Below are 21,306 nucleotides of genomic sequence, written 5' to 3'. Positions count from 1 at the left end.
TTGATGGCGATAAGCTGGGATTCCTGTGAATCTTTGTTACCGTTAACGCGATAATCCCTTGGTCGGGGTCTCAGACTCTGAAACTTCGTGTCACAATTTGCCATCGCACCCGAGAGCACCCCATGGACACTTTGCAAAACATGCGCGCCTTCAGCTACGTGGCCGAGGCCGGCAGCTTCACCGCCGCCGCCGTGCAACTCGACACCACCACGGCCAACGTCTCGCGCGCGGTCTCCAACCTGGAAGCCCACCTGCAAACCCGCCTGCTCAACCGCACCACTCGTCGCATCGCCCTGACCGAGGCCGGCAAGCGCTATCTATTGCGCTGCGAGCAGATCCTGGCGTACGTCGAAGAGGCCGAAGCCGAGGCCAGCGATGCCCACGCGCGCCCGGCCGGGCAACTCAAGGTGCACACCATGACCGGCATCGGTCAGCACTTCGTGATCGACGCCATCGCCCGCTATCGCAAGACCCATCCCGACGTGACCTTCGACCTGACCATGGCCAACCGCGTGCCGGACTTGCTCGACGAGGGCTACGACGTGTCCATCGTCCTTGCCAGCGAACTGCCGGACTCGGGCTTCGTCTCCCAGCGCCTGGGCATCACCTACAGCATCGTTTGCGCCTCCCCGGCCTACGTGAAAGCCAACGGCTGCGCGCACAAGCCCAGCGATTTGCTGAACCACGCGTGCCTGCGCCTGGTGAGCCCGGTGATTCCGCTGGAGAAATGGAATTTCGACGGCCCGGAAGGCCAGGAAATGGTCACCATCAACAGCTCGCCGTTTCTGGTGAACTCCGCCGATGCGATGAAAACCGCGATCATCAGCGGCATGGGCGTCGGCGTGTTGCCGGTGTATGCGGCGATCGAAGGCTTGCGCAACGGCACACTGGTGCGGGTGATGCCGAACTACCGCTCGCAGGAACTGAATCTGTATGCGATCTATCCGTCGCGGCAGTATCTGGATGCGAAGATCAAAACCTGGGTCGAGTATTTGCGCGGGTCGTTGCCGGAGATATTGGCAGCGCATCAGGCGGAACTGGCCGCGTATGAGTTGAGCGGGAGCCTGGGTGGCGCGCGATTGGCGAATTGACGACAGAACACTGTGGGAGCGAGACCGGCTTGCCGGCGATGGTCGTGAACGATAACGCTGTGAACCTGATACCCCGCAGTGTTCTCACGTTTTTCGCGAGCAGGCTCGCTCCTACAAAAAGCGTGGTGTCCTAGGATGTTTCCGACGCGTTCTGTCGGTTGTCGGGTGGGAAGCTAGATGGGTAGGCTTCGGGTGTCGCTGAGAAATCAGCGACCGGGCCTGGAAACCCGAGGTTCAAGAGATAGATGCCGGACTTCATGACATACTACGGCGCTTTTTTTGCCCGTTAGCACTTGTTATGGCGGCTGTGCGTGGGAGACCTTCGGGTCTGCCGGGTTTTGCTCTTGCCTCGGTTTTCCAGCCCGCGCATAGCTGCCACCCTTTCGTCTGGAAACGAAAAATGGCGGCTCCATCAAGCAAGAGGAATACGCCATGAAAAAGCCGTCACCCAATCCGCCAGATGCGGAAGTCACCTCCCCCCAAAACTCATTCACCCTGAAAGCCTTGATCCCGCCCCACACCCCCAGCCATCTATTCACCGTCGTCCCCGACATCAACACCGAAACCCTTTTGGTTCACGCCAGCGAATCCCTCGCCTCCGCCAGCGTCATGGCCAGCGACCTCGCCGGATTTCTCGACGGCCCCCACCGCAACACTCTGCTGGGCATTCAACAAGTCATCATGCTCGGCGAACTGGCCGTCAACCGCGCGCTGGATAACATCGACCCGCAGGATTAGACACCCCAATCTGTAGGAGCCGGCTTGCTGGCGATCCATACGACGCGGTGCATCAGACGAACCGAGGTGCCTGGATCGCCAGCAAGCCGGCTCCTACAAGTTCGCGTACGAAGCACCCTTTGCGCATCACCCATCACCTGTAGGAGCCGGCTTGCCGGCGATCCATGCGACGCGGTGCGTCAGACAGACCGAGGTGCCTGGATCGCCAGCAAGCCGGCTCCTACAGGGGGAAATGCGTGCATCCGAACCATCCGGGCACTCGCACAAAAGCGCGGAAGAATGTTAGCGTGCTTGGCATTCTCCATGCCCGACGAGCCCGCCTCCCATGAAAAAGACCGTCCTCGCTTTCAGCCGCGTCACTCCCGCCATGATCGAACGCCTCCAGCAGGATTTCGACGTCATCGTGCCTGACCCGAAAAAAGGCGACATCAACGCCCAATTCAACGAGGCCCTGCCCCATGCCCACGGTTTGATTGGCGTGGGTCGCAAGCTCGGTCGCGCACAACTGGAGAACGCGAGCAGCCTGGAGGTGGTGTCCAGCGTCTCGGTGGGCTACGACAACTACGACGTCGCGTACTTCAACGAACGCGGGATCATGCTGACCAACACGCCGGATGTGCTGACCGAAAGCACCGCCGACCTGGCCTTCTCTCTGATCATGAGCAGCGCCCGCCGCGTCGCCGAACTCGATGCCTGGACCAAGGCCGGTCAATGGCAAGCCACCGTCGGCGCCCCGCTGTTCGGCACCGATGTCTATGGCAAGACCCTGGGCATCGTCGGCATGGGTAACATCGGCGCCGCCATCGCCCGGCGCGGTCGGCTCGGTTTCAACATGCCGATTATCTACAGTGGCAACAGCCGCAAAACTGCACTTGAGCAAGAGCTCGGTGCGCAGTTCCGCAGCCTCGATGAGTTGCTGGCTGAAGCCGATTTCGTTTGCCTGGTGGTGCCGCTCAGCGAAAAGACCAAACACCTGATCAGCCGCCGTGAACTGGCGCTGATGAAGTCGGACGCGATTCTGATCAACATCGCCCGCGGCCCGGTGGTGGACGAGCCCGCGCTGATCGAAGCGCTGCAAAACAACCAGATCCGTGGCGCCGGGCTGGATGTCTACGAGAAAGAACCGCTGGCCGAATCGCCACTGTTCCAACTGAAAAACGCAGTGACTTTGCCACACATCGGCTCCGCCACCCATGAAACCCGTGAAGCGATGGCCAATCGCGCCTTGGCCAACCTGCGCAGCGCCTTATTGGGTGAACGACCGCAGGACCTGGTGAACCCGCAAGTCTGGAAAGGCTGAAAAAAACGGGCAGGCGATTAAAGCGCCTGCCCGTTTACAACTAAGTTTCACAAACCACAAAACAACCAATACACAATTTGCAATTTAGTCCACCCCTCAACAAATACACTTCGCTATAGACTCTCCTTACTTACCCGCCCTGACGGGAACCCGTTCTGGAGAACTATTACCTTGAACCACTTGACGACCGAGCAAACAATTAGAATCAGCAAAGCCACATTGATGCTATTTATAAGCTTCTTTGGTTTTTTAATGTTGTTTAGCAACTTCACCGACTACCCTTCCAACTACGAATACATCGCCCACATCCTCAGTATGGACACCACGCGCGAGGGCGAGAAGTACAGTTATCGCGCCATTACCTCCCCCATGGCCCATCACAGGGTTTACTGGCTGATCATTACACTTGAAGTCCTCTTCACCGCCTTTTGCATGATGGGCACTTACCAACTATTCAAGAATATAAACACCAGCGCCAAAAAGTTTCACGAGGCAAAGAAATATGCACTGGTTGGCTTACTGATTGCCGTATTTATCTACTACGTGTGTTTTCAGGTGGTGGGTGTCGAATGGTTCAATATGGATGAATCACAACAGTGGAACTATAAAGACTGGGCTCGACATATTGTTGATTTCATCATGCCGCTAATGATCTATGTGGCCATCCGGATCGAGCGCTGAGTGCACACGCACCCGATCCGCAACATCTTCAAGCCAGCTTGCCACTCCCCTGCACCATCGGTGCCTTGGGTTTGCGGAACACCAGCACGTTGCCCAACATCACCAACACTAGGCCCATCAGCGCCGGCGCGGTCCATTGGTAGCCTTCGGCAAACGCCGAGACGTTGAGCGCCACCACCGGGAACAGCACCGTGCAATAGGCTGCGCGCTCCGGGCCCATGCGCCCGACCAGCGTCAGGTAGGCGGTGAAGCCGATCACCGAACCCGGAATGACCAGGTACAGCAGCGAGCCGATGTAACGCGCATTCCATTCCATCTCGAACGGAATGCCTTTGACCAGGCACCACACCGACAGCATCGCCGCGCCATAAGCCATGCCCCAGGCATTGGTGGTCAGCGGCTTGAGCCCGGCCTTCTGTTGCAGGCTAGACAGCATGTTGCCCGCCGAGAAGCACAGCGTGCCCAACAAGGCCAGGCCCAGGCCCAGCAAGGTTTCCGGGCTGGCCGTGTGGCCGGCCAGCTCCGGCCAGAACAGCAAACCCAGCCCGAACAAGCCGAGCGCGCCACCCAACAGGACGTTGCGGGCGATTTTCTGGCCGAAGAACACCCGCGCATTCAGGGCATTCCACAGCGTGGCAGTGGAAAACACCACGGCTACCAAGCCACTGGGGATCCATTGGCTGGCCGTCAGGAAGCACATGAAGTTGATGCAAAACAGGCACAGGCCCTGCGCCAGGCAGATCAGGTGTCCGCGACGGTTCATCACTTGCAGCTTGCGGCTGAGCAACAGCATCACGAACAGCACCAGCGCGGCGAGGCCGAAGCGGTAGACGATCGACACCGGAATGGCCACCACGCCCAGTTGCCATTTCAAGGCAATCCAGGTGGTGCCCCAGATCAGCACGGTCAGCAAATACAGCGAAAGGTTCATGGCGAAGGCTCCTCAATAGGTGCCCAGTGTCCTGCGCCAAACTTTTTCGCACTTGCATAAACTTGCGCTTTTGTCGGCCCGGAGGCTGGCAGGCCAACGTCTACGGAGTAGGATGCGAAGCGTTGGAGAAACGATCATGCCCGCACTGGAATCACTGCAAGTCTTTCAAGCCCTCAACCGCTCGCCCAATGCTCGCCTCGAGCACAGCGCCGAGCTCGGTGACGGCATGGCTGCAGCCCTGTGGAGCAACCATCACGACGCCCAGGACTACGAAGCGCCGAGCCATCACACCTTGTCCTGTTACATCGCGGGCGGCACCGGCACTTTTCGCCGCGATCAGCCCGGCACCAAGGGCGGTCCGGACAAACTGTGCATTCTGCCGGCCGACCATCAGTCAGGCTGGGTGATCAATGGCGACATTCGCCTGGCCCATCTGTATTTCAGCCCGGAACAATTCGCCCTCGGTTGCGTCACGCTGCTGGACCGCGAACCTCGCGAATTGCAATTGCGCGAAGGGACTTTTCTCGACGACCCGCAGCAAGCCCGGCGCTTTCGCCAGATGCTCACGCTCAACTGGGATGAACCCGGCGAACGCCTGCTGACCAGCAGCCTGGCCCATGAAATGCTCAGCCACGTGTTGCTCGGCCAGGTCGGCATGCGCGACGGCTTGCGGCTCAAGGGCGGATTGGCGGCGCACCAGCGGCGGCAGCTGGTCGAGTTCATCGACAATCAGTTGGCCGAAGCCATCAGCCTTGGGCAGTTAGCGGGGTTGTGTGCGCTGTCGGAGTATCACTTTGCGCGGATGTTCCGGGAGAGCTTTGGCTTGCCGCCGCATCAGTATGTGTTGGCAAGGCGACTGAGCCGGGCGCGGGAGTTATTGCGTTCGACATCGCAGCCGTTGGGGGAGATTGCATTGGCGAGTGGGTTTGCCAGTGCGAGTCATTTCACCAATCGGTTTCGGCAGGTTCTCGGTGGGACGCCTGGCGAGTATCGGCAGGCGTTTTTGCGCTGACCCGGAAGCCGCCTTCGCGGGCAAGCCTCGCTCCTACAGGGATGTGTGTTGATCGCGAAAATTGGACTCGACACGATTCCTGTAGGAGCGAGGCTTGCCCGCGAAGAACGATAACGCGGTCTGTGATCAGAACTCCAAGGTGCTGGACAACGAAACCTGCCGCGAATCCCCCATCGACACAAAGAACCGGCTCGCCGCCGAGGTGTAGTAAGTGCGGTCAAACAGGTTCTTCACGTTGAGCTGGAACTTGACCTTCTGCCCCTCGACCTTGGTGTCGTAGGTGGCGAATGCATCGGCCACGGTGTAGCTCGGCAGATCAAAATCGTTCACCGCGTTACCCGCCCGCTCACCGACATACCGCGCGCCCGCGCCGACCCGCAATTGATCGCCACCAACAATGGTGCCGAAGTCATAGACCGCCGACAGCGAGCCGGTGTTCTTCGCCACGTTTTGCAGTTTTTTGCCTTTGTAGTCCGGGTCTTCGGTGACTTCGGCATCGGTGTAGGCATAGCTGCCGATCATGCTCCAGCGATCGCTGAGCTGACCGCTCAGGTCCACTTCCAGACCACGGGAACGCACTTCGCCGGCGGCGCTGTAAAGGGTCACCGGACCTTCGGCATTGGCCACCAGCACGTTGCGTTTCTTGATGTCGAACAGGGCAACGTTACCCGTCACACGCCCCGGAATATCCAGCTTCGCGCCGACTTCCCAGGACTTGGCTTCTTCCGGCGCGATGCTGCCGTCGAGCACGGTGCTGCTGCCGCTCAAAGGAGCGATGGTCGAGTTGGGCTTGAACGATTCGGTGTAGCTGCCGTAGAACGACAACGCGTCGGTGTACTTGTAGACAAGGCCGGCACGCGGCCCCCATTTTTGCCCGTTGCTGTCGGTGTTGGCCTTGAACGGCACGCCTTTGCCGGCGTACTGGTCGTACTCCTGGAAACGGCCGCCGGCCACCAGAATCCACTGGTCAGTGAGGTGGATCGAGTCCTGCAGAAACAGCGAATCGCTGCGCAGCAGATCGGTCTGCGCGCTGTCCGCCGGGCTGACGGTGGTGCCGGCGACTTCACGGCCATAGACCGGGTTGAGGTAACTGAAGGTGGTCAGGCTTTTCTGGCGGATCAGGTCTTCGCGGTAGATCTTGCGGTACTCGTCATCGACGCCGAACACCAGGTCATGTTGCATGCCCAGCGCATTCACTTTGCCTTCGAGGCTGGCCGTGGTGAAGCGGTCGGTGCTGATCGCGTTTTGCGTGCCGTCCATGCTGCGGGTCAGCGTGCCTTTCTTGGTGTCGATGGCGGTAACGCGCACTTGGCTGGCGTCGTAGGTTTCACGGTTCCAGCTGTAGCCAAAGTGCGCTTTCCAGTTGTCGTTGAGTTCGTGGTCGGCCTCGAAGTGATAGAGGTCCGAACGCCCTTCCATGTTGTTGAACGGCTCGTCCAGACGACGCTCGCGGGAGATGTCCAGCGGATGGTTGTCGCGTGGGTCGATCAGCGTGCCACGGTCGAACGGGGTGAGGAATTCACGGTGTTCGTAGGCGAACAACAGCTTGGTGCTTTCACCGAACCAGGCCAGGGACGGCGCCACCAGCGTCTCGCGGTGGGTGCCGAAATTGCGCCAGTAATCTTCGTCTTCGTGGTCGAGCACCATGCGGTAGGCCAGCCCGGAATCACCGAGCGCGCCGGTGCTGTCGAAGCTGCCGCCGCTGCCGTTTTTGCCATCGCCGTACGTCGAGCCACGCACGGTCAACGCGTTGTACTGTTCCAGTTCAGGTTTCTTGCTGACCATGTTGACCACGCCGCCCGGGTCCTGGATGCCGTAGAGCAACGAGGCCGGGCCCTTGAGCACTTCGACCCGATCGACCGTGGCGTTGAGGCCACGGCCCTGCACCACCGGCATGCCGTCGCGCATGATCGAGCCGTTGCGGTTGTCGCCGAAGCCACGGGTCATCACCGAATCCTGGGTGCTGCCCAATGTATTGCCCTGAGTGATGCCGCTGACGTTGGCCAGCGCGTCGTCGAGGTTGCGCGGCGCCTGATCGCGAATGACCTGGGCCGGGATGACGTTGACGGTCTGGGGGATTTCCTGGAGCAAGGCCGAAGAGCGCATCACCGAACTGGTCGGCGGCGGCTGGTAGCTCATGGATTGATCCATCACCGAGGTGATGGTGGTCGCGCCGAGGTTCAAGGCGCCTTCGGTGGGCTGCGGTTCCAGCGCCATGGTGTGCGCATCGGTACGACGGAAGGTCAAACCCGAACCGCTGAGCAAACGCTGGATCGCCTGTTCGGCGCTCATCTGCCCGCTGACCGCTGGCGCGGTCATGCCGTATGGCGCTTCATCGGTGTAGACCACGCTGATGCCGGTGATCCGGCTGAAGTCGCTCAGGGCCTGGGGCAGCGGTTTGGCGGCCATCGCGAAGCTGAACTGCGTGCGCTGCTGCGTCGTGCCCGCTTCAGCGGCCAATGCCACGCTCAATGGCAGCAATGCCAATGCCGAAATGCTCAGCGCCGAAGCACCCAACCACTGTTTGACCGAACCCGATTTTGCCCTGGACTTCATTGCTCATGACCTGTGTAGAACCGCTACGGATGCGAATGACTCGCAGTTTCAGTCACTACACGGATGGGGCTTGGGTTTACCTCACCATCATTTTGAAAATATTTTTATTTGAGTGATGGGGTGTTTGATTTGACGCCTTCGCGGGCAAGCCTCGCTCCTACAGGGATCGTGAAACCTGTAGGAGCCGGCTTGCCGGCGATGAGGCCGGACGCCTCAACGCAAAATAATCAAATGCCCCACGGCATGCTGCTCAAACCCCATCACCCCCTGCAACGAACTCAACACCGCCTGCGGATCCTTGCTCGGGAAACTGCCACTGACCCGCCGCGCCGCCAGCTCATCGTTGAGCAGCACAATCCGCCCAGGGTAGTAACGCCGTAAATCCTGCACCACGTCGGCCAATGGCGCCTTGTAGTAATTGAGCCAGCCCTGACGCCACGCCAGCTGCGCTTCGCTGTCCACGGCATGCAGTTTTTCCGCCGTGCCTTCGCCGTAAGCCACTTGTTGGCCGGCGGACAGAATCTGCTGCTCGGCATGCTTGTCTGCCGTCACGCCGACCCGGCCGGACAACACCGTCACTTGCGCGCCGTGAGGTTGCAAACGCACTTCAAACTGCGTCCCCAGCACCCGCGCCTGGCCCTTTTCAGCCTCAACCACAAACGGTTCGCCGGTGTGCGTCACGCTGAAAAATCCGGCGCCGCGACGCAACTGCACGTGACGCTCACCGCGACTGAAATCCACCGCGATGGCGCTGTCGGCATCCAGCGTGACCTGCGATTGATCCGCCAGCGTGACGGTGCGAACTTCCCCCGGCGCCGACACATAGTCAGCACCCAGATCATCCACCCAGCGCATCGGCTGCCAGCCTGAACCGAGGCTGACCATCAACAACAGGCACGCCGCCATTGCCAGTGCTCCGGACCAGCGCCGAACGCTGCTGCGCCGCGAGCGATTCATCGCATTGAGGTAACCCTGCAAGGCAAACGCGTCTTCGTTGGCCAGCGTCCGCGCCGGGCCTTCGCTCAATTCCCACACCACTTGCGCCTGGGCATAGGCCTCGGCATGCGCGGGATCGGCCTGCAGCCAATGGCTGAAAGTAGCCTGATCACCGCTGCTCGGCTGGTCATGCAGCAGACTCAGCCAGGCGAAAGCGGCCTGTTCCTGAGCGGGCGTCGGGGTGACGCGTTCGATGTGATTCACGGTGCTTTCCCTGGCGTGCGCGGTTCGGGGTCCCGCAGGCTGGCCTTGCAGGCTTCGAGGGCGCGCATCATATGTTTTTCCACGGCGCTTTGGGACAAACCCATGGCCTTGGCGATCTCGGCGTATTTGCGGCCATGGATGCGATTGAGCAAAAAGATCTGCCGCGTGCGCTCGGGCAACGCACGCAACGCCGCTTCGACATGGCGCAAATCGTTGCCGGCCTCCAGCGCGGCTTGCGGCTCGCTGCCGTGGCTGTCCGGTTGATCCGGTTGCCAGCCTTCAGTGACCCGCACCCGCGTGCCTTCGCTGCGCAAGTGGTCGATGGCAATGTTGCCGGCGCAACGCAACAGGTAGGTGCTGAGCTCTTCGACCTGCACCAGCGGCCGGCGCCAGAAGCGCAAAAACAAATCCTGCACCAGGTCCGCCGCCGTTGCCCGACAGCCGACGCGACGGTTCACCAGCGCTTCCATCTGCGAACGCTGGGACAGGAACACTTGCAGGAAATGCGCACGTGCTCCGCGAGGTTCGTCGTCATGGGAATCCGGAGGGCTAGTCATCATCGGGTCAGTACTGCGCAAACGCGGCAACGGGGCTGACGAGCAGGCTCAAAGCAGCCATCGACAGCGCCAGGCGCGGGCGATACGGCATCAACAGCACCAGCAGCAACGCGCTGAGCATCAACACCGCACACCATTCCACCAGGCCAAGCCCCCAGCCGGTCGAAGACACCGCCGCCCACAGAGACAAGATCAGCAACAGCCAGCCACCCAGTTTCAACAACCGGCGACGATGGGCCGTCGGTTTACCGCCCAACAGCTCGGCGTGATGTCGGTCCATCGATAAACACAGTGCGGTGAAACCGCCGTAACAGAGCAACAGCGACAGCAACATTCAGTTCGCCTCTCGCTCAAGGGTAATCGGTTGTGCACGCTGCCGGATGACGATCCTGGCCTGTCCCGAACGCTGCATTTTCCACGCAGCCCAGGCGAAAAACACACCGCTGCCCAGGCACGTCAGATCGAAACCGGCCATCGCCCAATCGCCCTGCGCCAGCGTGTTTCCCAAGTGAAACGGCGTGGTCATGGCGTTCAGCAGCGGCATCGCGCCAAACAGCAATGCCACCAGTGCCAATTGCTCGATCCACGCCGTGCGGCCCCGGCGGACCATGGCATGCAGCACACTCAAACCCCAGACGATGAAGAAGCTGTTCACCTCCCAATCCGCACGTCCGGCCATGTCGACCGGCAACACCCGATTGGCCCAAAAGAACGCCGCCACCGCCACCATCAACCCGGACATGCTGGCGATATTCAGCACTTCCACCAGTCGCAATTCGAACGGCATCACGGCGCTTTTCGCGTGTTTGAGCTGACGCTTGCCGAGCCAGATCACCAGCCCGGTGCCAATCATCGCCGTGCCGGCCAACCCGCAAATGAAGTACAACCAGCGCAGCACGGGGCCGGCGAAATGGCCCATGTGCAAACCATAGAAACTGCCGGCAATCGCCCTCGGCAGCGATTGCTCCGGGGTCGTGCCGAGCAATTGCCCGGTCACGCCGTTGAAGGTCACCGCGCTGCCGAAGTCGTGAACTACACGGTCCGCGCCATCACGCACGAGCACCACCGAGGCATTCGCGTCGCCCGGATTGTTCACCGTCAGCCGCCCGACGCGCCCTCCCGACCACTGCTCGCGCGCCTTTTCCAGCAGCGGTGCCAGCGGCGCCAACTGCGCCGGTTTGTCCGCACGCTCCGGAGCCGTGGAAGCCGGGAACACCTCATCGTAAAACGCCCGCGCATCACCGTTGTACGCGGCAAGAATGCTCGCCGGCATCACCATCGACATGAAAATCACCAGGCTGCTGTAGGTGATCATCAGGTGAAACGGCAGCACCAGCACACCCACCGCGTTGTGCCCGTCGAGCCAGGAACGCTGGCCTTTGCGCGGGCGGAAGGTGAAGAAGTCCTTGAAGATTTTCTTGTGGGTGATGATCCCGCTGATCAGCGCGACGAACATCACCATGGCGGCGATGGTCGACAACCAACGGCCCCACGGATACGGCATTTGCAGCTGAAAGTGGAAGCGGTAGAAAAACTCGCCGCCGGTGGTTGCCCGGCCCTGCACTTCGGCGCCGGTTTGCGGGTCGAGGAGTTTTTCTGTGAACTGACCGCGTTCGCCACGTTTGGCCGGGGTCTGCTGCCAGCGTACCGACAGGCCGGGTTCGCGGGCATCGGGCAGGTCGATGAGCCAGCGCGAGGCGCCGCCGGCGTGTTGCTGAAGGTAGTTTTGCGCCACGGTCAGGCTGGCTTCGGAAGTCACCGAACGCGCAGGGATTTCCGGCTGCATCCAGTGGCTGATCTCGTCCTTGAAATACGCGAGTGTGCCGGTGAGGAAAATCGCGAACAGCAACCAGCCGAAGATCAACCCGGCCCAGGTGTGCAACCAGGCCATGGCCTGACGAAAACCCTCTTTCATGTGCGGCCCATCCAGTACGCGAGGCCCGAAATCGCCGCAAGCACCAGGCTTGGCACGATCAACCCGAGCCAGGCCCGCCATGCGCTGCGGCAGGCGAAGCACCAGATCACTGCGCCGAGGTAGGCCAGAAACGAAGTCATCATCCCGGTCACCACGGCGTCGGCGCGGGCCATGGGCACCCACAGCGTCAGGCTGACACTGGCCAGCGCCGCAACGATGTAGCCGCCCAGCACGGCGGCCAACACCCGGGAGGTGACGGCCAATCGATAGGACACGGGGATTACTTTCATGTTTCGACCTTGAAACCGGTGAGGCCTGGGGAAATCACGAGGCCAGGGCCGCAATATTAATGATAAATATTCTCATACGCAAAAGAGATACGATCAGCGCCGATTGCCGGAGCGGGTTCTCGCCTCTACAATGCGAACAATTCTTGTTCTCTAACGCATTAAACCGCGCTCGGAGTTACCGTTGCAGCCAGCCCACACCGTCGAAGTCCTCTATCACGCCCATCACAACTGGCTCACCGGTTGGTTGCGGCGCAAGCTCGGCTGCCCGGACAGCGCGGCAGATCTGGCCCAGGACACGTTCATGCGGGTGCTGACCGCACGAGACACGCCGCAGATCATCGAGCCGCGAGCGTTCCTTACCACCCTCGCCAAACGCGTGCTGTCCAATCATTACCGCCGTCTGGATCTGGAGCGCGCCTACCTCGACGCCCTGGCGCAGATGCCGGAAAGGGTCGCGCCGTCGGAAGAAGAACGGGCGATCATCCTGCAAACCCTGATGGAACTGGACCAGTTGCTCGACGGTTTGCCGCGCCTGGTCAAGCGCGCATTTCTGCTGGCCCAGGTCGATGGCCTGACGTATCCACAAATCGCCGCCGAGCTGGGGATTTCCATCGCCACGGTCAAGCGGCACCTGAATAAAGCGGCGATGCGCTGCTACTTCGCCCTATGAACGGCACCCCGGATTTTTCACCGCAAGTCGCCGAGCAGGCGGTGCAGTGGTTGATGAAAATGCAGCAAGGGCCGTTGAGCCCGCGCCAGCAAAACGCCTGGCAGCAATGGCTCGATGCGCACAGCGAGCATCAACGGGCGTGGGAGCATATTCAGCGGGTCAACCAGCGCCTGCGCGGTTTGTCTTCGCCGCTGGCGCATGCGGCCCTGAATGCACCGACGTCCAGCAGCCGGCGTCAGGCGCTGAAGTTGTTGCTGATTCTTGGTGCCGGTTCGGCCGTCACCTGGGGCATGCGCGAGCACAACCTGCTGCCACCGTTGCTGGCCGACTACCGCAGCCCCATTGGCCAGCGGCGCAAGATCGCGCTCGCAGACGGCAGCCAATTGCAACTCAATACCGCAAGTTCGGCGGATGTGCGGGTCGAGGGTCAGCAACGGCTGATCCGTTTGCTTGAAGGCGAGATGCTGCTGACGACGTCCAAAACGTTTCAAGTGCGCACGGCACAAGGCTTGTTGAAAACCGAAGGGGCGCGCCTGAACGTTCGGCAGCTTGCGGATCGCACTCAGGTCGCGGTGTTTGAAGGCCATGTCGAATTGACGCCTGATGGCGGTTCTCCCTGGGTACTGCAAAGCGCCCGGCAGTTGAGTTTTGATGCTCGCGGAATCGGCAACCCCGTGCCTCTGGATGCCAACAGCGGCGCCTGGGCCGACGGCATGCTGGTGGCTGCGCACATGCGCCTTGGCGATTTCCTTGAGGAACTTGGCCGCTATCGTCGCGGGCAGTTGAACTGCGATGCGAAAGTTGCTGACTTGTTGATCTCCGGGACTTATCCACTGGACGACAGCGAGCGGATTCTGGATCTGCTGGAAATCAGTTTGCCGGTGAAGGTGAAGCGCTTTACGCGGTATTGGGTAACCGTCGAGGCGCGCGCCTGACTCTTGTAGGAGCCGGCTTGCTGCGGGCGGCGTTCCGACGATCGGCACGCCGCGGCCTGTCTGATACACCGCCTTCGCCGGCAAGCCAGGCTCCTACAGTTACGGTGTTTGTTCAGAAATCCTGTGGCAGTGGGGTTGCTTGCGAAAGCCCCAAAAAATATTCACACAACCGTGAGCCGTTTTTCAGATCTGGCGTGACAGAGAAGGAAAGCCACCTTGATTCCACCTTCTCAGGATCGTCCTCCATGCACCCCACCCGCCTCACCCCGCTGGCCCGCACCTTGCGCCAACTCTTGCTGGGCGCCAGCCTGAGCTTCGGCGCGCTGCCACTCGTCCACGCAGACGATGCCAAGCCGTACCACATCGCGCCATCGTCGCTGGAAAACGCCCTCAACCAGTTCGGCCGTGAAGCCGGCGTGTTGATTTCGTTTGGCTCGCAAGTCACCAGCGGTGTGCAGAGTCGTGGCCTGGAGGGTAACTACACCGCCGAACAGGGCTTGAACGCCTTGCTCGAAGGCACCGGCCTGCAGGCCCGCGCCGAAGGCAACAACGCGTTCAGCCTGCAACCGGTGGGCAATGCTGCGCTGGAGCTGGACACATCGAAAGTGGTCGGCGACTGGCTCGGCGATGCGCAGCAAATCAACGTCTTCGAGCATCCCGGCGCGCGTGACGTGATCCGTCGCGAGGAATTCGAACGCCAGGGCGCAACCCAGGCCAGGGACGTGCTCAACCGCATCCCCGGCGTCAACGCGCCGGACAACAACGGCACCGGCAGCCATGACATGGCGCTGAACTTCGGCATTCGTGGTCTCAATCCGCGCTTGGCGTCGCGCTCGACGGTGTTGATGGATGGCATCCCGGTGCCCTTCGCGCCTTACGGTCAGCCACAGTTGTCGTTCGCGCCGATCAGTATGGGCAACATGGACGCGGTCGATGTGGTGCGCGGCGGCGGCGCGGTGCGTTATGGCCCGCAAAACGTCGGCGGCGTGGTCAACTTCGTGACCCGCGCGATTCCCGACGAGCCCACGGTGAAAGGCGGTTTCCAGACCGAAACCAGCCCCTCCTCCAGCCACGACGGTTTCAAGACCACCGGCAACCTGCTGGCCGGCGGCACTGGCGACAATGGCCTGGGCGGCGCGTTGTTGTATTCCGGCACACGCGGTGGCGACTGGCGTGAACATAGCGACACCGAGATCGATGACCTGATTCTCAAAGGCAAATACCAGCTCGACGACGCCAACAGCTTCAATGCCATGGCCCAGTATTACGAAGGCAAGGCCGACATGCCCGGTGGCCTGAACGTTGCCGATTACGATGCCGATCCGTACCAGTCGACCCGCCCGAAGGATCAGTTCTGGGGCCGCCGGACGATGTTCAACTTCGGCTATCGCTATCAGGAAGATCGCCGCGAATTCACCGCTAACACCTTCTTCACCAAAACCCTGCGCAGCGGCTATCTGGATCAGGGCACGTTCCTGTCGCTGTCGCCACGCGAATACTGGGTACGTGGCCTGGAAACCCGCTTCGCCCAAGGCTTTGATGTTGGCCCAACCAGCCATGAAGTCGGTGTCGGCTATCGCTACATCAACGAAGCCGGCCACGAACTGCGCTATCGCACGCCGATTGCCAGTAACGAGTATCCGACCACCAACAGCCGCAACGACCGCGATACGCGCGGTGGCACCGAGGCCAACGCGTTCTTCGTCGATGACCGGATCGACATCGGCAAATGGACAGTGACGCCGGGCATCCGCTACGAAATGATCGAATCGCAACAGACCAACAAACTGACGAACGAGAAGTACAAGGGCGACTACAACACCGCCCTGCCGGCGCTGAACGTGCTCTATCACCTGACCGACAGCTGGAACCTCTACGCCAACACCGAAGGTTCGTTCGGCAGCGTGCAATACAGCCAGATGCCAAACCGCGTGACCAGCGGCGAAGTCAAACCGGAAAAAGCGCGCACCTGGGAACTGGGCACCCGCTACGACAACGGTGCGTTACGCGCGGAAATCGGCGCGTTCCTGATCAACTTCGACAATCAGTACGAAAGTAATCAGACCAACGATTCGGTGATCGCTCGGGGCGAGACTCGCCATCAGGGCATCGAAACCAGCGTCAACTACGCACTCGATGATGTGAGCCCGGCACTGGCCGGTTTCGATGTCTACGCCACGTACGCCTATGTGGACGCGACCATCCGCGAAGACGGGCCGAACAAGGGCAATCGTGTGCCGTTCTCCTCGAAACACAAGGGCACCGTGGGCGTCGGTTACACCGAAGGCGCGTGGAAGTTGAACCTGGACAGCAGCTATCAGAGCGACCAGTTTGCCGACAACGCCAATACGTCGAAAGAAAGTGCCGACGGCAGCACGGGCACGATTCCTGGCTACATGCTGTTCAGCAGCCGCGCGGCGTATGACTTCGGGCCGAAGTTGTCGGATTTGAATGTGGCGGTGGGGGTGAAAAACATCTTCAACCACCAGTACTTCACACGCTCGTTCGATGACAACAACAAGGGCAAGTACGTCGGGGAACCGCGGACGGTGTATGTGCAGACGTCGGTAGCGTTCTGATCTGAAACTGAACAGCCTCGCTGCAATTCACCCCTGTAGGAGCGAGGCTTGCCCGCGAAGGCGATTTAACGAGCGACATATGCGCTGGATTTCCGGGCCTCTTCGCGGGCAAGCCACGCTCCTACAAGGAATCGCGGCGCTGCGATAATCGGCACAAACAACAACGGGCCTGCAATGCAGGCCCGTTTTTCGTTGGGACGTTAAATCAGGCGTCAGCCGTTTTGTGCAGCCTGTTCGTTCTCGAGAAACTCGTCTTCCAGCAGCGCATCGGCTGCACGCCTCTCAAACGGCACCACAGCGGCACGTGGTTTGCCCCGCAGTTTGCCGAACAGATGTTCCAGTGCATGTTCGAGTTTTTCAGCCGCACCGTCGATCGCCAGTTCCAGGTTTTCGGCTTTATGGGTGACAGAAATCGGTTGGTGGCCTTTTGGCCGCGCTTCCAGCTGGCAGCGCAAATCATGGGGACCGGGCTTGTCGCCGTTCTCGTCCCGCAGATGGACCTCGACGCGTGTCAGGTCCTCTTCATAACGTTCGAGCGTGCTCTCAATGGTAGTACGTACCCACTCCTCCAGTCGGATGCTGCTTTGAATATGGTTATCGCTGTTGACTTGGATTTGCATAGTTCATCCCTTATTTCAGCTAGCTCGCGAGAGGCCCCTCGGCTGGCCCTTGGGCGTCATCACCGTGACCTCTTGGTTACACAATCGGTCTGTACGACGAACAATTCAACCCCTGAAAAAAGATAAATTTTCATACGCAAAAAAAGCCGGACAAGGAGCAAAAGCGCTGTTAAGGTCGGGAGTTGGGTCGCTTCACTTCTTTGTCATAATTACTCACATCTGCCGCTCCGCCAGCGGGTGCAGGCTGCGAAAAATACCCGCCTCCTCTACCAGCCAGTCATGTACTGCGCGCACGCCCGGATGGCTCAGCGCCCCCGGCGCATACAGCAACACGTAACGTTTGTGATTGGGCACCGCCAGACCGAACGGCACAATCAACGTCCCGCGCTCCAGCTCATCGTTCAACAGCGTTCGCCGCGCAATCGCCACGCCCATGCCGGCAATCGCCGCTTCGATGGTCAGGTGATTGCGATTGAACGTGTGCCCGCGCCGCACGTCCGCGCCTTCGAAGCCGATGGCGTTGAGATAGAACTCCCACTCCGCGTACTCGTAACTGCCGCGCCAGGCCGTAATGTCGTGCAACAGCGGAAAGTGCGACAGGTCTGCCGGGCCATGCAACGGCGGCCGCCCGCGCAACAGACTCGGCGCGCACACCGGGAAGATCTGTTCGTCGAGCAAGGTTGTGGATAACAAGCCAGGGTAGCTGCCGTCGTTCAGGTCGATGGCCAGGTCAAAGTCGCCCTCATGCAACGGCACGCTGCTGTCCTCGGCCACCAGGCGCAGCTGAATGTCCGGAAAACGCTGCTGCAAGCGCGGCAGACGCGGGGTCAGCCATTTGCTCAGGAACGATGGAATCGACCGTACCCGCAGAATTCCGCTGATCATTCCCGCGTCCAGTCGTCGCAATTCCGCGTCGATGCTGCCGTAAGCCTCGTTGACCGTAATGGCCAGTCGCTGGCCTTGCGCGCTCAACTCCACGCCTCGGGCACGCCGGTGGAACAGTCGAAACCCCAGCCGCTCTTCCAGTTGTCGGATCTGCTGACTGACCGCCCCCGGCGTGATGTGCAGTTCTTCGGCGCAGCGGGTGAAGGACAAGTGCCGTGCGGCACAGGAAAACACGTGCAGCCAGACGTAAGTCTGGGCGTGCAATTGGCGACTCATTGTTTAGTCCTGCTAAAGGCTGTCTTAGGAAGTTTCGTTGGTCACGTAGGACCGAGGTAGGCAGTATCGCCGACATTGCGCTTGTCCTACAAAAATGGCAGCGATTTCTCTTCCATTGCTTGTATAGGCTTTAGCATGGCTATCAGTGTTTTTGATCTTTTCAAAGTCGGCATCGGTCCGTCCAGTTCTCACACCGTCGGCCCGATGCGCGCCGCCGCGACCTTTGCCCAGGCACTGATTGACCAGCATTTGCTGGACGCCGTACGCCGAGTGGAAATCCGCCTGTACGGCTCCCTTTCCGCCACCGGCGTCGGCCACGCCACCGACCGAGCCTGCGTCATGGGCCTGATGGGCGAATGGCCGGACAGCATCGACCCGTCCAGCATCGACAGCCGCATCAAAACGCTGCTCGAGACCGGCGAACTGAGTCTGGCCGGTAAAACCACCATCGCCTTCAACTGGCAAAGCGATCTCCTGCTGCTCGACGAGAGCCTGCCCTACCACCCCAACGCCATGTCTCTGACAGCCTTCGGCGACACTGGCGAATTGTCAGAACAAACGTATTACTCGATCGGCGGCGGTTTCATCATTGAAGCGGCCGAAGCCGAGTCCGGCATCGCGCCGACCAGCGACGTGGTGCTGCCGTACGATTTTTCCAGCGCCGCCGAATTGCTCAAGCTCTGCAATCAGCATGGTCTGCGGGTTTCCGAGTTGATGATGGCCAACGAACGGGCCTGGCGCAGCGAAGCCGAAATCCGTCAGGGCTTGCTGCACATCTGGTCGGTGATGCGCGAGTGCGTCGAGCAGGGTTTGCGCCACGAAGGCATCTTGCCCGGCGGTCTGAATGTTCCGCGTCGCGCGGCGAAATTGCACCGCAGCCTGTTGGAAATCGGCAAGCCGAATGTCATCACTTCGACACTGTCGGCGATGGAATGGGTGAACCTGTTTGCCCTCGCCGTGAACGAAGAAAACGCCGCCGGCGGACGGATGGTCACCGCACCTACCAACGGCGCGGCCGGGATCATTCCCGCCGTCCTGCACTACTACATGAAATTCAACCCGGACGCGTCGGACGATGACGTCGTTGCGTTCTTTTTGGGCGCCGCGGCCGTAGGCATTCTCTGTAAGAAAAACGCTTCGATCTCCGGCGCCGAAGTCGGCTGTCAGGGCGAAGTCGGTTCGGCGTGCGCCATGGCCGCCGCCGGTCTGGCCGACGTACTGGGCGCCACGCCCGAGCAACTGGAAAACGCCGCCGAAATCGGCCTGGAACACAACCTGGGCCTGACCTGCGATCCGGTCGGCGGCCTGGTGCAAGTGCCGTGTATCGAGCGCAACGCCATCGCGGCCGTGAAGGCGATCAACGCCACGCAAATGGCCCTGCGCGGCGACGGCAAACACTTCATTTCCCTGGACCGGGTGATCCGCACCATGCGCGATACCGGCGCCGACATGCACGACAAATACAAAGAGACTTCACGGGGCGGCCTGGCTGTCAGCTGGGTGGAGTGCTGAGGAGCATTCCCGACCGTCCGCAACACGTGAGCCCGAGCAAGAATAATAACGAGGCCAATAACGATGACCGATGTACGTACACCTGCTGCCGATAATCCTGCTGTAGACCTGACACGCAATACAGAAACAGCCCACAAGGGCTGGAGCAAACACGACACCACCTGGATGCTGGGCCTCTACGGCACGGCGATTGGCGCCGGCACGCTGTTCCTGCCGATCAACGCCGGCGTGGGTGGCTTCTGGCCGCTGCTGATCCTGGCGGTGCTGGCGTTTCCGATGACCTTCTTTGCTCACCGCGGCCTGACTCGCTTCGTGCTGTCGGGGCGCTCCGGGGACATCACTGAAGTGGTGGAAGAACACTTCGGCATCGGTGCCGGCAAGCTGATCACGCTGCTGTATTTTTTCGCGATCTTCCCGATTCTGCTGGTGTACAGCGTGGCGCTGACCAACACCCTCAGCAGTTTCATGGAGCACCAGTTGCACATCGCCCCGCCACCTCGGGCGGTGCTGTCTCTGGGGCTGATCCTTGGTTTGATGGCGATTGTGCGCTGCGGCCAGGGTGTCATCGTCAAATGCATGAGCGTGCTGGTTTACCCGTTCGTCGCGGCGTTGCTGCTGCTCGGTATCAGTCTGATTCCGAACTGGAACGGCGCGTTCTTCGCCACCGCCGGTGACGGCATGCCGATGCCACTGTTCTTCAAAACGCTGTGGCTGGCGATCCCGGTGATGGTGTTTTCGTTCAATCATTCGCCGATCATCTCCGCCTTTGCTGTCGATCAGAAGCAGCGGTACGGCGAGCAAGCCGAGCGCAAGAGCAGCGGCATCCTCGCCATTGCCCACGGGATGATGGTGGTGACCGTGATGTTCTTCTGTTTCAGCTGCGTGTTGGCCCTGTCCCCGGCTGATCTGGCGGCGGCGAAGGCACAGAACATCTCGATCCTGTCGTACCTGGCCAACCACTTCCAGACCCCGGTCATTGCCTACGCAGCGCCGCTGATTGCGCTGGTGGCGATCACCAAATCCTTCCTAGGCCACTACATCGGCGCCAGCGAAGGCTTTCAGGGCCTGATCGTGAAAAGCCTGCGTGGTCGTGGCCGGGTGATGTCGGCGAGCTGGCTGAACCGCATGACTGCACTGTTCATGATCCTCAGCTGCTGGGCCGTGGCCACTTTCAACCCGAGCATCCTTGGCATGATCGAAACCCTCGGCGGGCCGATCATTGCGTGCCTGTTGTTCCTGATGCCGATGTACGCCATCCGCCGCGTGCCGGCTTTGCGCCAGTATTCGGGCCAGGCGTCGAACGTGTTTGTGGTGTTGATCGGTCTGATTGCACTGTCTGCGATCATCTACTCATTCATGCCCTGAAACGGGCAAAGTTCTTGTAGGAGCGAGCCTGCTCGCGATGGTCTCGAGAGCGCCACGTTTACCCGGTAAACACGCGTTATCGTTGACGAACATCGCGAGCAAGCTCGCTCCTACATTGTCCGACAATCTTTCCGGCATGCCCCTTGCTACATCCCTGACGAGGCAAAAAGGATGTTTGAAAACCTCAGCGAGC

Annotated in this window: 19 protein-coding genes; 10 read left to right on the top strand and 9 right to left on the bottom strand. The window is 60.6% G+C overall.

What is annotated here, in order from left to right; all coding sequences use genetic code 11:
- Positions 1-122 precede the first annotated feature (122 nt).
- The 4 genes from IB246_RS19220 to IB246_RS19205 all read left to right on the top strand — a co-directional run bounded on the left by IB246_RS19220 (position 123) and on the right by IB246_RS19205 (position 3,810).
- A complete protein-coding gene (locus IB246_RS19220; protein ID WP_008025343.1) occupies positions 123-1,091 on the top strand; it encodes a LysR family transcriptional regulator in 969 nt (322 codons plus the stop codon).
- Positions 1,092-1,523: 432 nt separating this feature from the next.
- On the top strand, positions 1,524-1,829 hold the full coding sequence (locus tag IB246_RS19215; RefSeq protein ID WP_008041779.1) for a DUF6124 family protein: 306 nt from the start codon (positions 1,524-1,526) through the stop codon (positions 1,827-1,829).
- A 325-nt stretch (positions 1,830-2,154) separates the two neighbouring features.
- The gene (locus tag IB246_RS19210) at positions 2,155-3,129 is read left to right on the top strand and encodes a 2-hydroxyacid dehydrogenase (protein WP_008041788.1); all 975 of its coding nucleotides are present in this window, start codon (positions 2,155-2,157) and stop codon (positions 3,127-3,129) included.
- A gap of 171 nt (positions 3,130-3,300) precedes the next feature.
- A complete protein-coding gene (locus IB246_RS19205; protein WP_008041790.1) occupies positions 3,301-3,810 on the top strand; it encodes a DUF2165 family protein in 510 nt (169 codons plus the stop codon).
- A 28-nt stretch (positions 3,811-3,838) separates the two neighbouring features.
- On the opposite strand, the gene IB246_RS19200 is transcribed toward IB246_RS19205, so the two are convergent.
- Positions 3,839-4,741, bottom strand: a complete 903-nt coding sequence (locus tag IB246_RS19200) for a DMT family transporter (RefSeq protein ID WP_008025338.1) — start codon at positions 4,739-4,741, stop codon at positions 3,839-3,841.
- 136 nt (positions 4,742-4,877) lie between these two features.
- On the opposite strand from IB246_RS19200, the gene IB246_RS19195 reads away from it, so the two are divergent.
- On the top strand, positions 4,878-5,753 hold the full coding sequence (locus IB246_RS19195; protein WP_008041791.1) for a helix-turn-helix domain-containing protein: 876 nt from the start codon (positions 4,878-4,880) through the stop codon (positions 5,751-5,753).
- Between the two features lie 126 nt (positions 5,754-5,879).
- On the opposite strand, the gene IB246_RS19190 is transcribed toward IB246_RS19195, so the two are convergent.
- The 6 genes from IB246_RS19190 to IB246_RS19165 all read right to left on the bottom strand — a co-directional run bounded on the left by IB246_RS19190 (position 5,880) and on the right by IB246_RS19165 (position 12,271).
- Entirely contained in the window at positions 5,880-8,309 is a 2,430-nt protein-coding gene (locus IB246_RS19190; protein WP_008041792.1) for a TonB-dependent siderophore receptor, read from the bottom strand.
- A gap of 213 nt (positions 8,310-8,522) precedes the next feature.
- Positions 8,523-9,509 carry a FecR family protein gene (locus IB246_RS19185; protein ID WP_008041794.1) on the bottom strand — a complete coding sequence of 329 codons (987 nt, stop codon included), beginning with the start codon at positions 9,507-9,509 and terminating at the stop codon, positions 8,523-8,525.
- Positions 9,506-10,069 carry an RNA polymerase sigma factor gene (locus tag IB246_RS19180; protein ID WP_008041802.1) on the bottom strand — a complete coding sequence of 188 codons (564 nt, stop codon included), beginning with the start codon at positions 10,067-10,069 and terminating at the stop codon, positions 9,506-9,508. Before IB246_RS19180 ends, IB246_RS19185 begins: the two co-directional genes overlap by 4 nt.
- A 4-nt stretch (positions 10,070-10,073) precedes the next feature.
- A complete protein-coding gene (locus IB246_RS19175) occupies positions 10,074-10,400 on the bottom strand; it encodes a DUF3325 domain-containing protein (RefSeq protein WP_008041804.1) in 327 nt (108 codons plus the stop codon).
- Entirely contained in the window at positions 10,401-11,981 is a 1,581-nt protein-coding gene (locus IB246_RS19170) for a PepSY-associated TM helix domain-containing protein (RefSeq protein WP_008041809.1), read from the bottom strand.
- Positions 11,978-12,271, bottom strand: a complete 294-nt coding sequence (locus tag IB246_RS19165) for a DUF3649 domain-containing protein (RefSeq protein WP_008041811.1) — start codon at positions 12,269-12,271, stop codon at positions 11,978-11,980. Before IB246_RS19165 ends, IB246_RS19170 begins: the two co-directional genes overlap by 4 nt.
- 181 nt (positions 12,272-12,452) lie before the next feature.
- Between IB246_RS19165 and IB246_RS19160 the strand changes: the two genes are divergently transcribed.
- From IB246_RS19160 to fecA, 3 genes are all read left to right on the top strand, one after another.
- A complete protein-coding gene (locus IB246_RS19160) occupies positions 12,453-12,941 on the top strand; it encodes a sigma-70 family RNA polymerase sigma factor (RefSeq protein WP_008041812.1) in 489 nt (162 codons plus the stop codon).
- Positions 12,938-13,876, top strand: coding sequence for a FecR domain-containing protein (locus IB246_RS19155; protein ID WP_008041814.1), 939 nt, complete (start codon positions 12,938-12,940; stop codon positions 13,874-13,876). Before IB246_RS19160 ends, IB246_RS19155 begins: the two co-directional genes overlap by 4 nt.
- A 245-nt stretch (positions 13,877-14,121) precedes the next feature.
- A complete protein-coding gene (fecA, locus tag IB246_RS19150; RefSeq protein WP_008041816.1) occupies positions 14,122-16,455 on the top strand; it encodes a TonB-dependent Fe(3+) dicitrate receptor FecA in 2,334 nt (777 codons plus the stop codon).
- A gap of 212 nt (positions 16,456-16,667) precedes the next feature.
- On the opposite strand, the gene IB246_RS19145 is transcribed toward fecA, so the two are convergent.
- Both IB246_RS19145 and IB246_RS19140 read right to left on the bottom strand, forming a co-directional pair.
- The gene (locus IB246_RS19145; protein WP_008025327.1) at positions 16,668-17,075 is read right to left on the bottom strand and encodes an HPF/RaiA family ribosome-associated protein; all 408 of its coding nucleotides are present in this window, start codon (positions 17,073-17,075) and stop codon (positions 16,668-16,670) included.
- A 213-nt stretch (positions 17,076-17,288) separates the two neighbouring features.
- A complete protein-coding gene (locus IB246_RS19140) occupies positions 17,289-18,236 on the bottom strand; it encodes a LysR substrate-binding domain-containing protein (protein WP_008041817.1) in 948 nt (315 codons plus the stop codon).
- Positions 18,237-18,371: 135 nt separating this feature from the next.
- Here IB246_RS19140 and IB246_RS19135 point away from each other — a divergent pair, with 135 nt between their 5' ends.
- Both IB246_RS19135 and IB246_RS19130 read left to right on the top strand, forming a co-directional pair.
- Positions 18,372-19,748 carry an L-serine ammonia-lyase gene (locus IB246_RS19135; RefSeq protein ID WP_008041818.1) on the top strand — a complete coding sequence of 459 codons (1,377 nt, stop codon included), beginning with the start codon at positions 18,372-18,374 and terminating at the stop codon, positions 19,746-19,748.
- Between the two features lie 63 nt (positions 19,749-19,811).
- Complete coding sequence (locus tag IB246_RS19130; protein ID WP_008041819.1) at positions 19,812-21,113, top strand: HAAAP family serine/threonine permease; 1,302 nt, start codon at positions 19,812-19,814, stop codon at positions 21,111-21,113.
- Positions 21,114-21,306 lie beyond the last annotated feature (193 nt).

Source organism: Pseudomonas sp. PDM01, assembly GCF_014852325.1.
In the GTDB taxonomy this organism is placed as follows: Bacteria; Pseudomonadota; Gammaproteobacteria; order Pseudomonadales; family Pseudomonadaceae; genus Aquipseudomonas; species Aquipseudomonas migulae.
The sequence above is the reverse complement of the archived record's forward strand: the minus strand, read 5'-3'. Positions and strand labels throughout refer to the sequence as shown.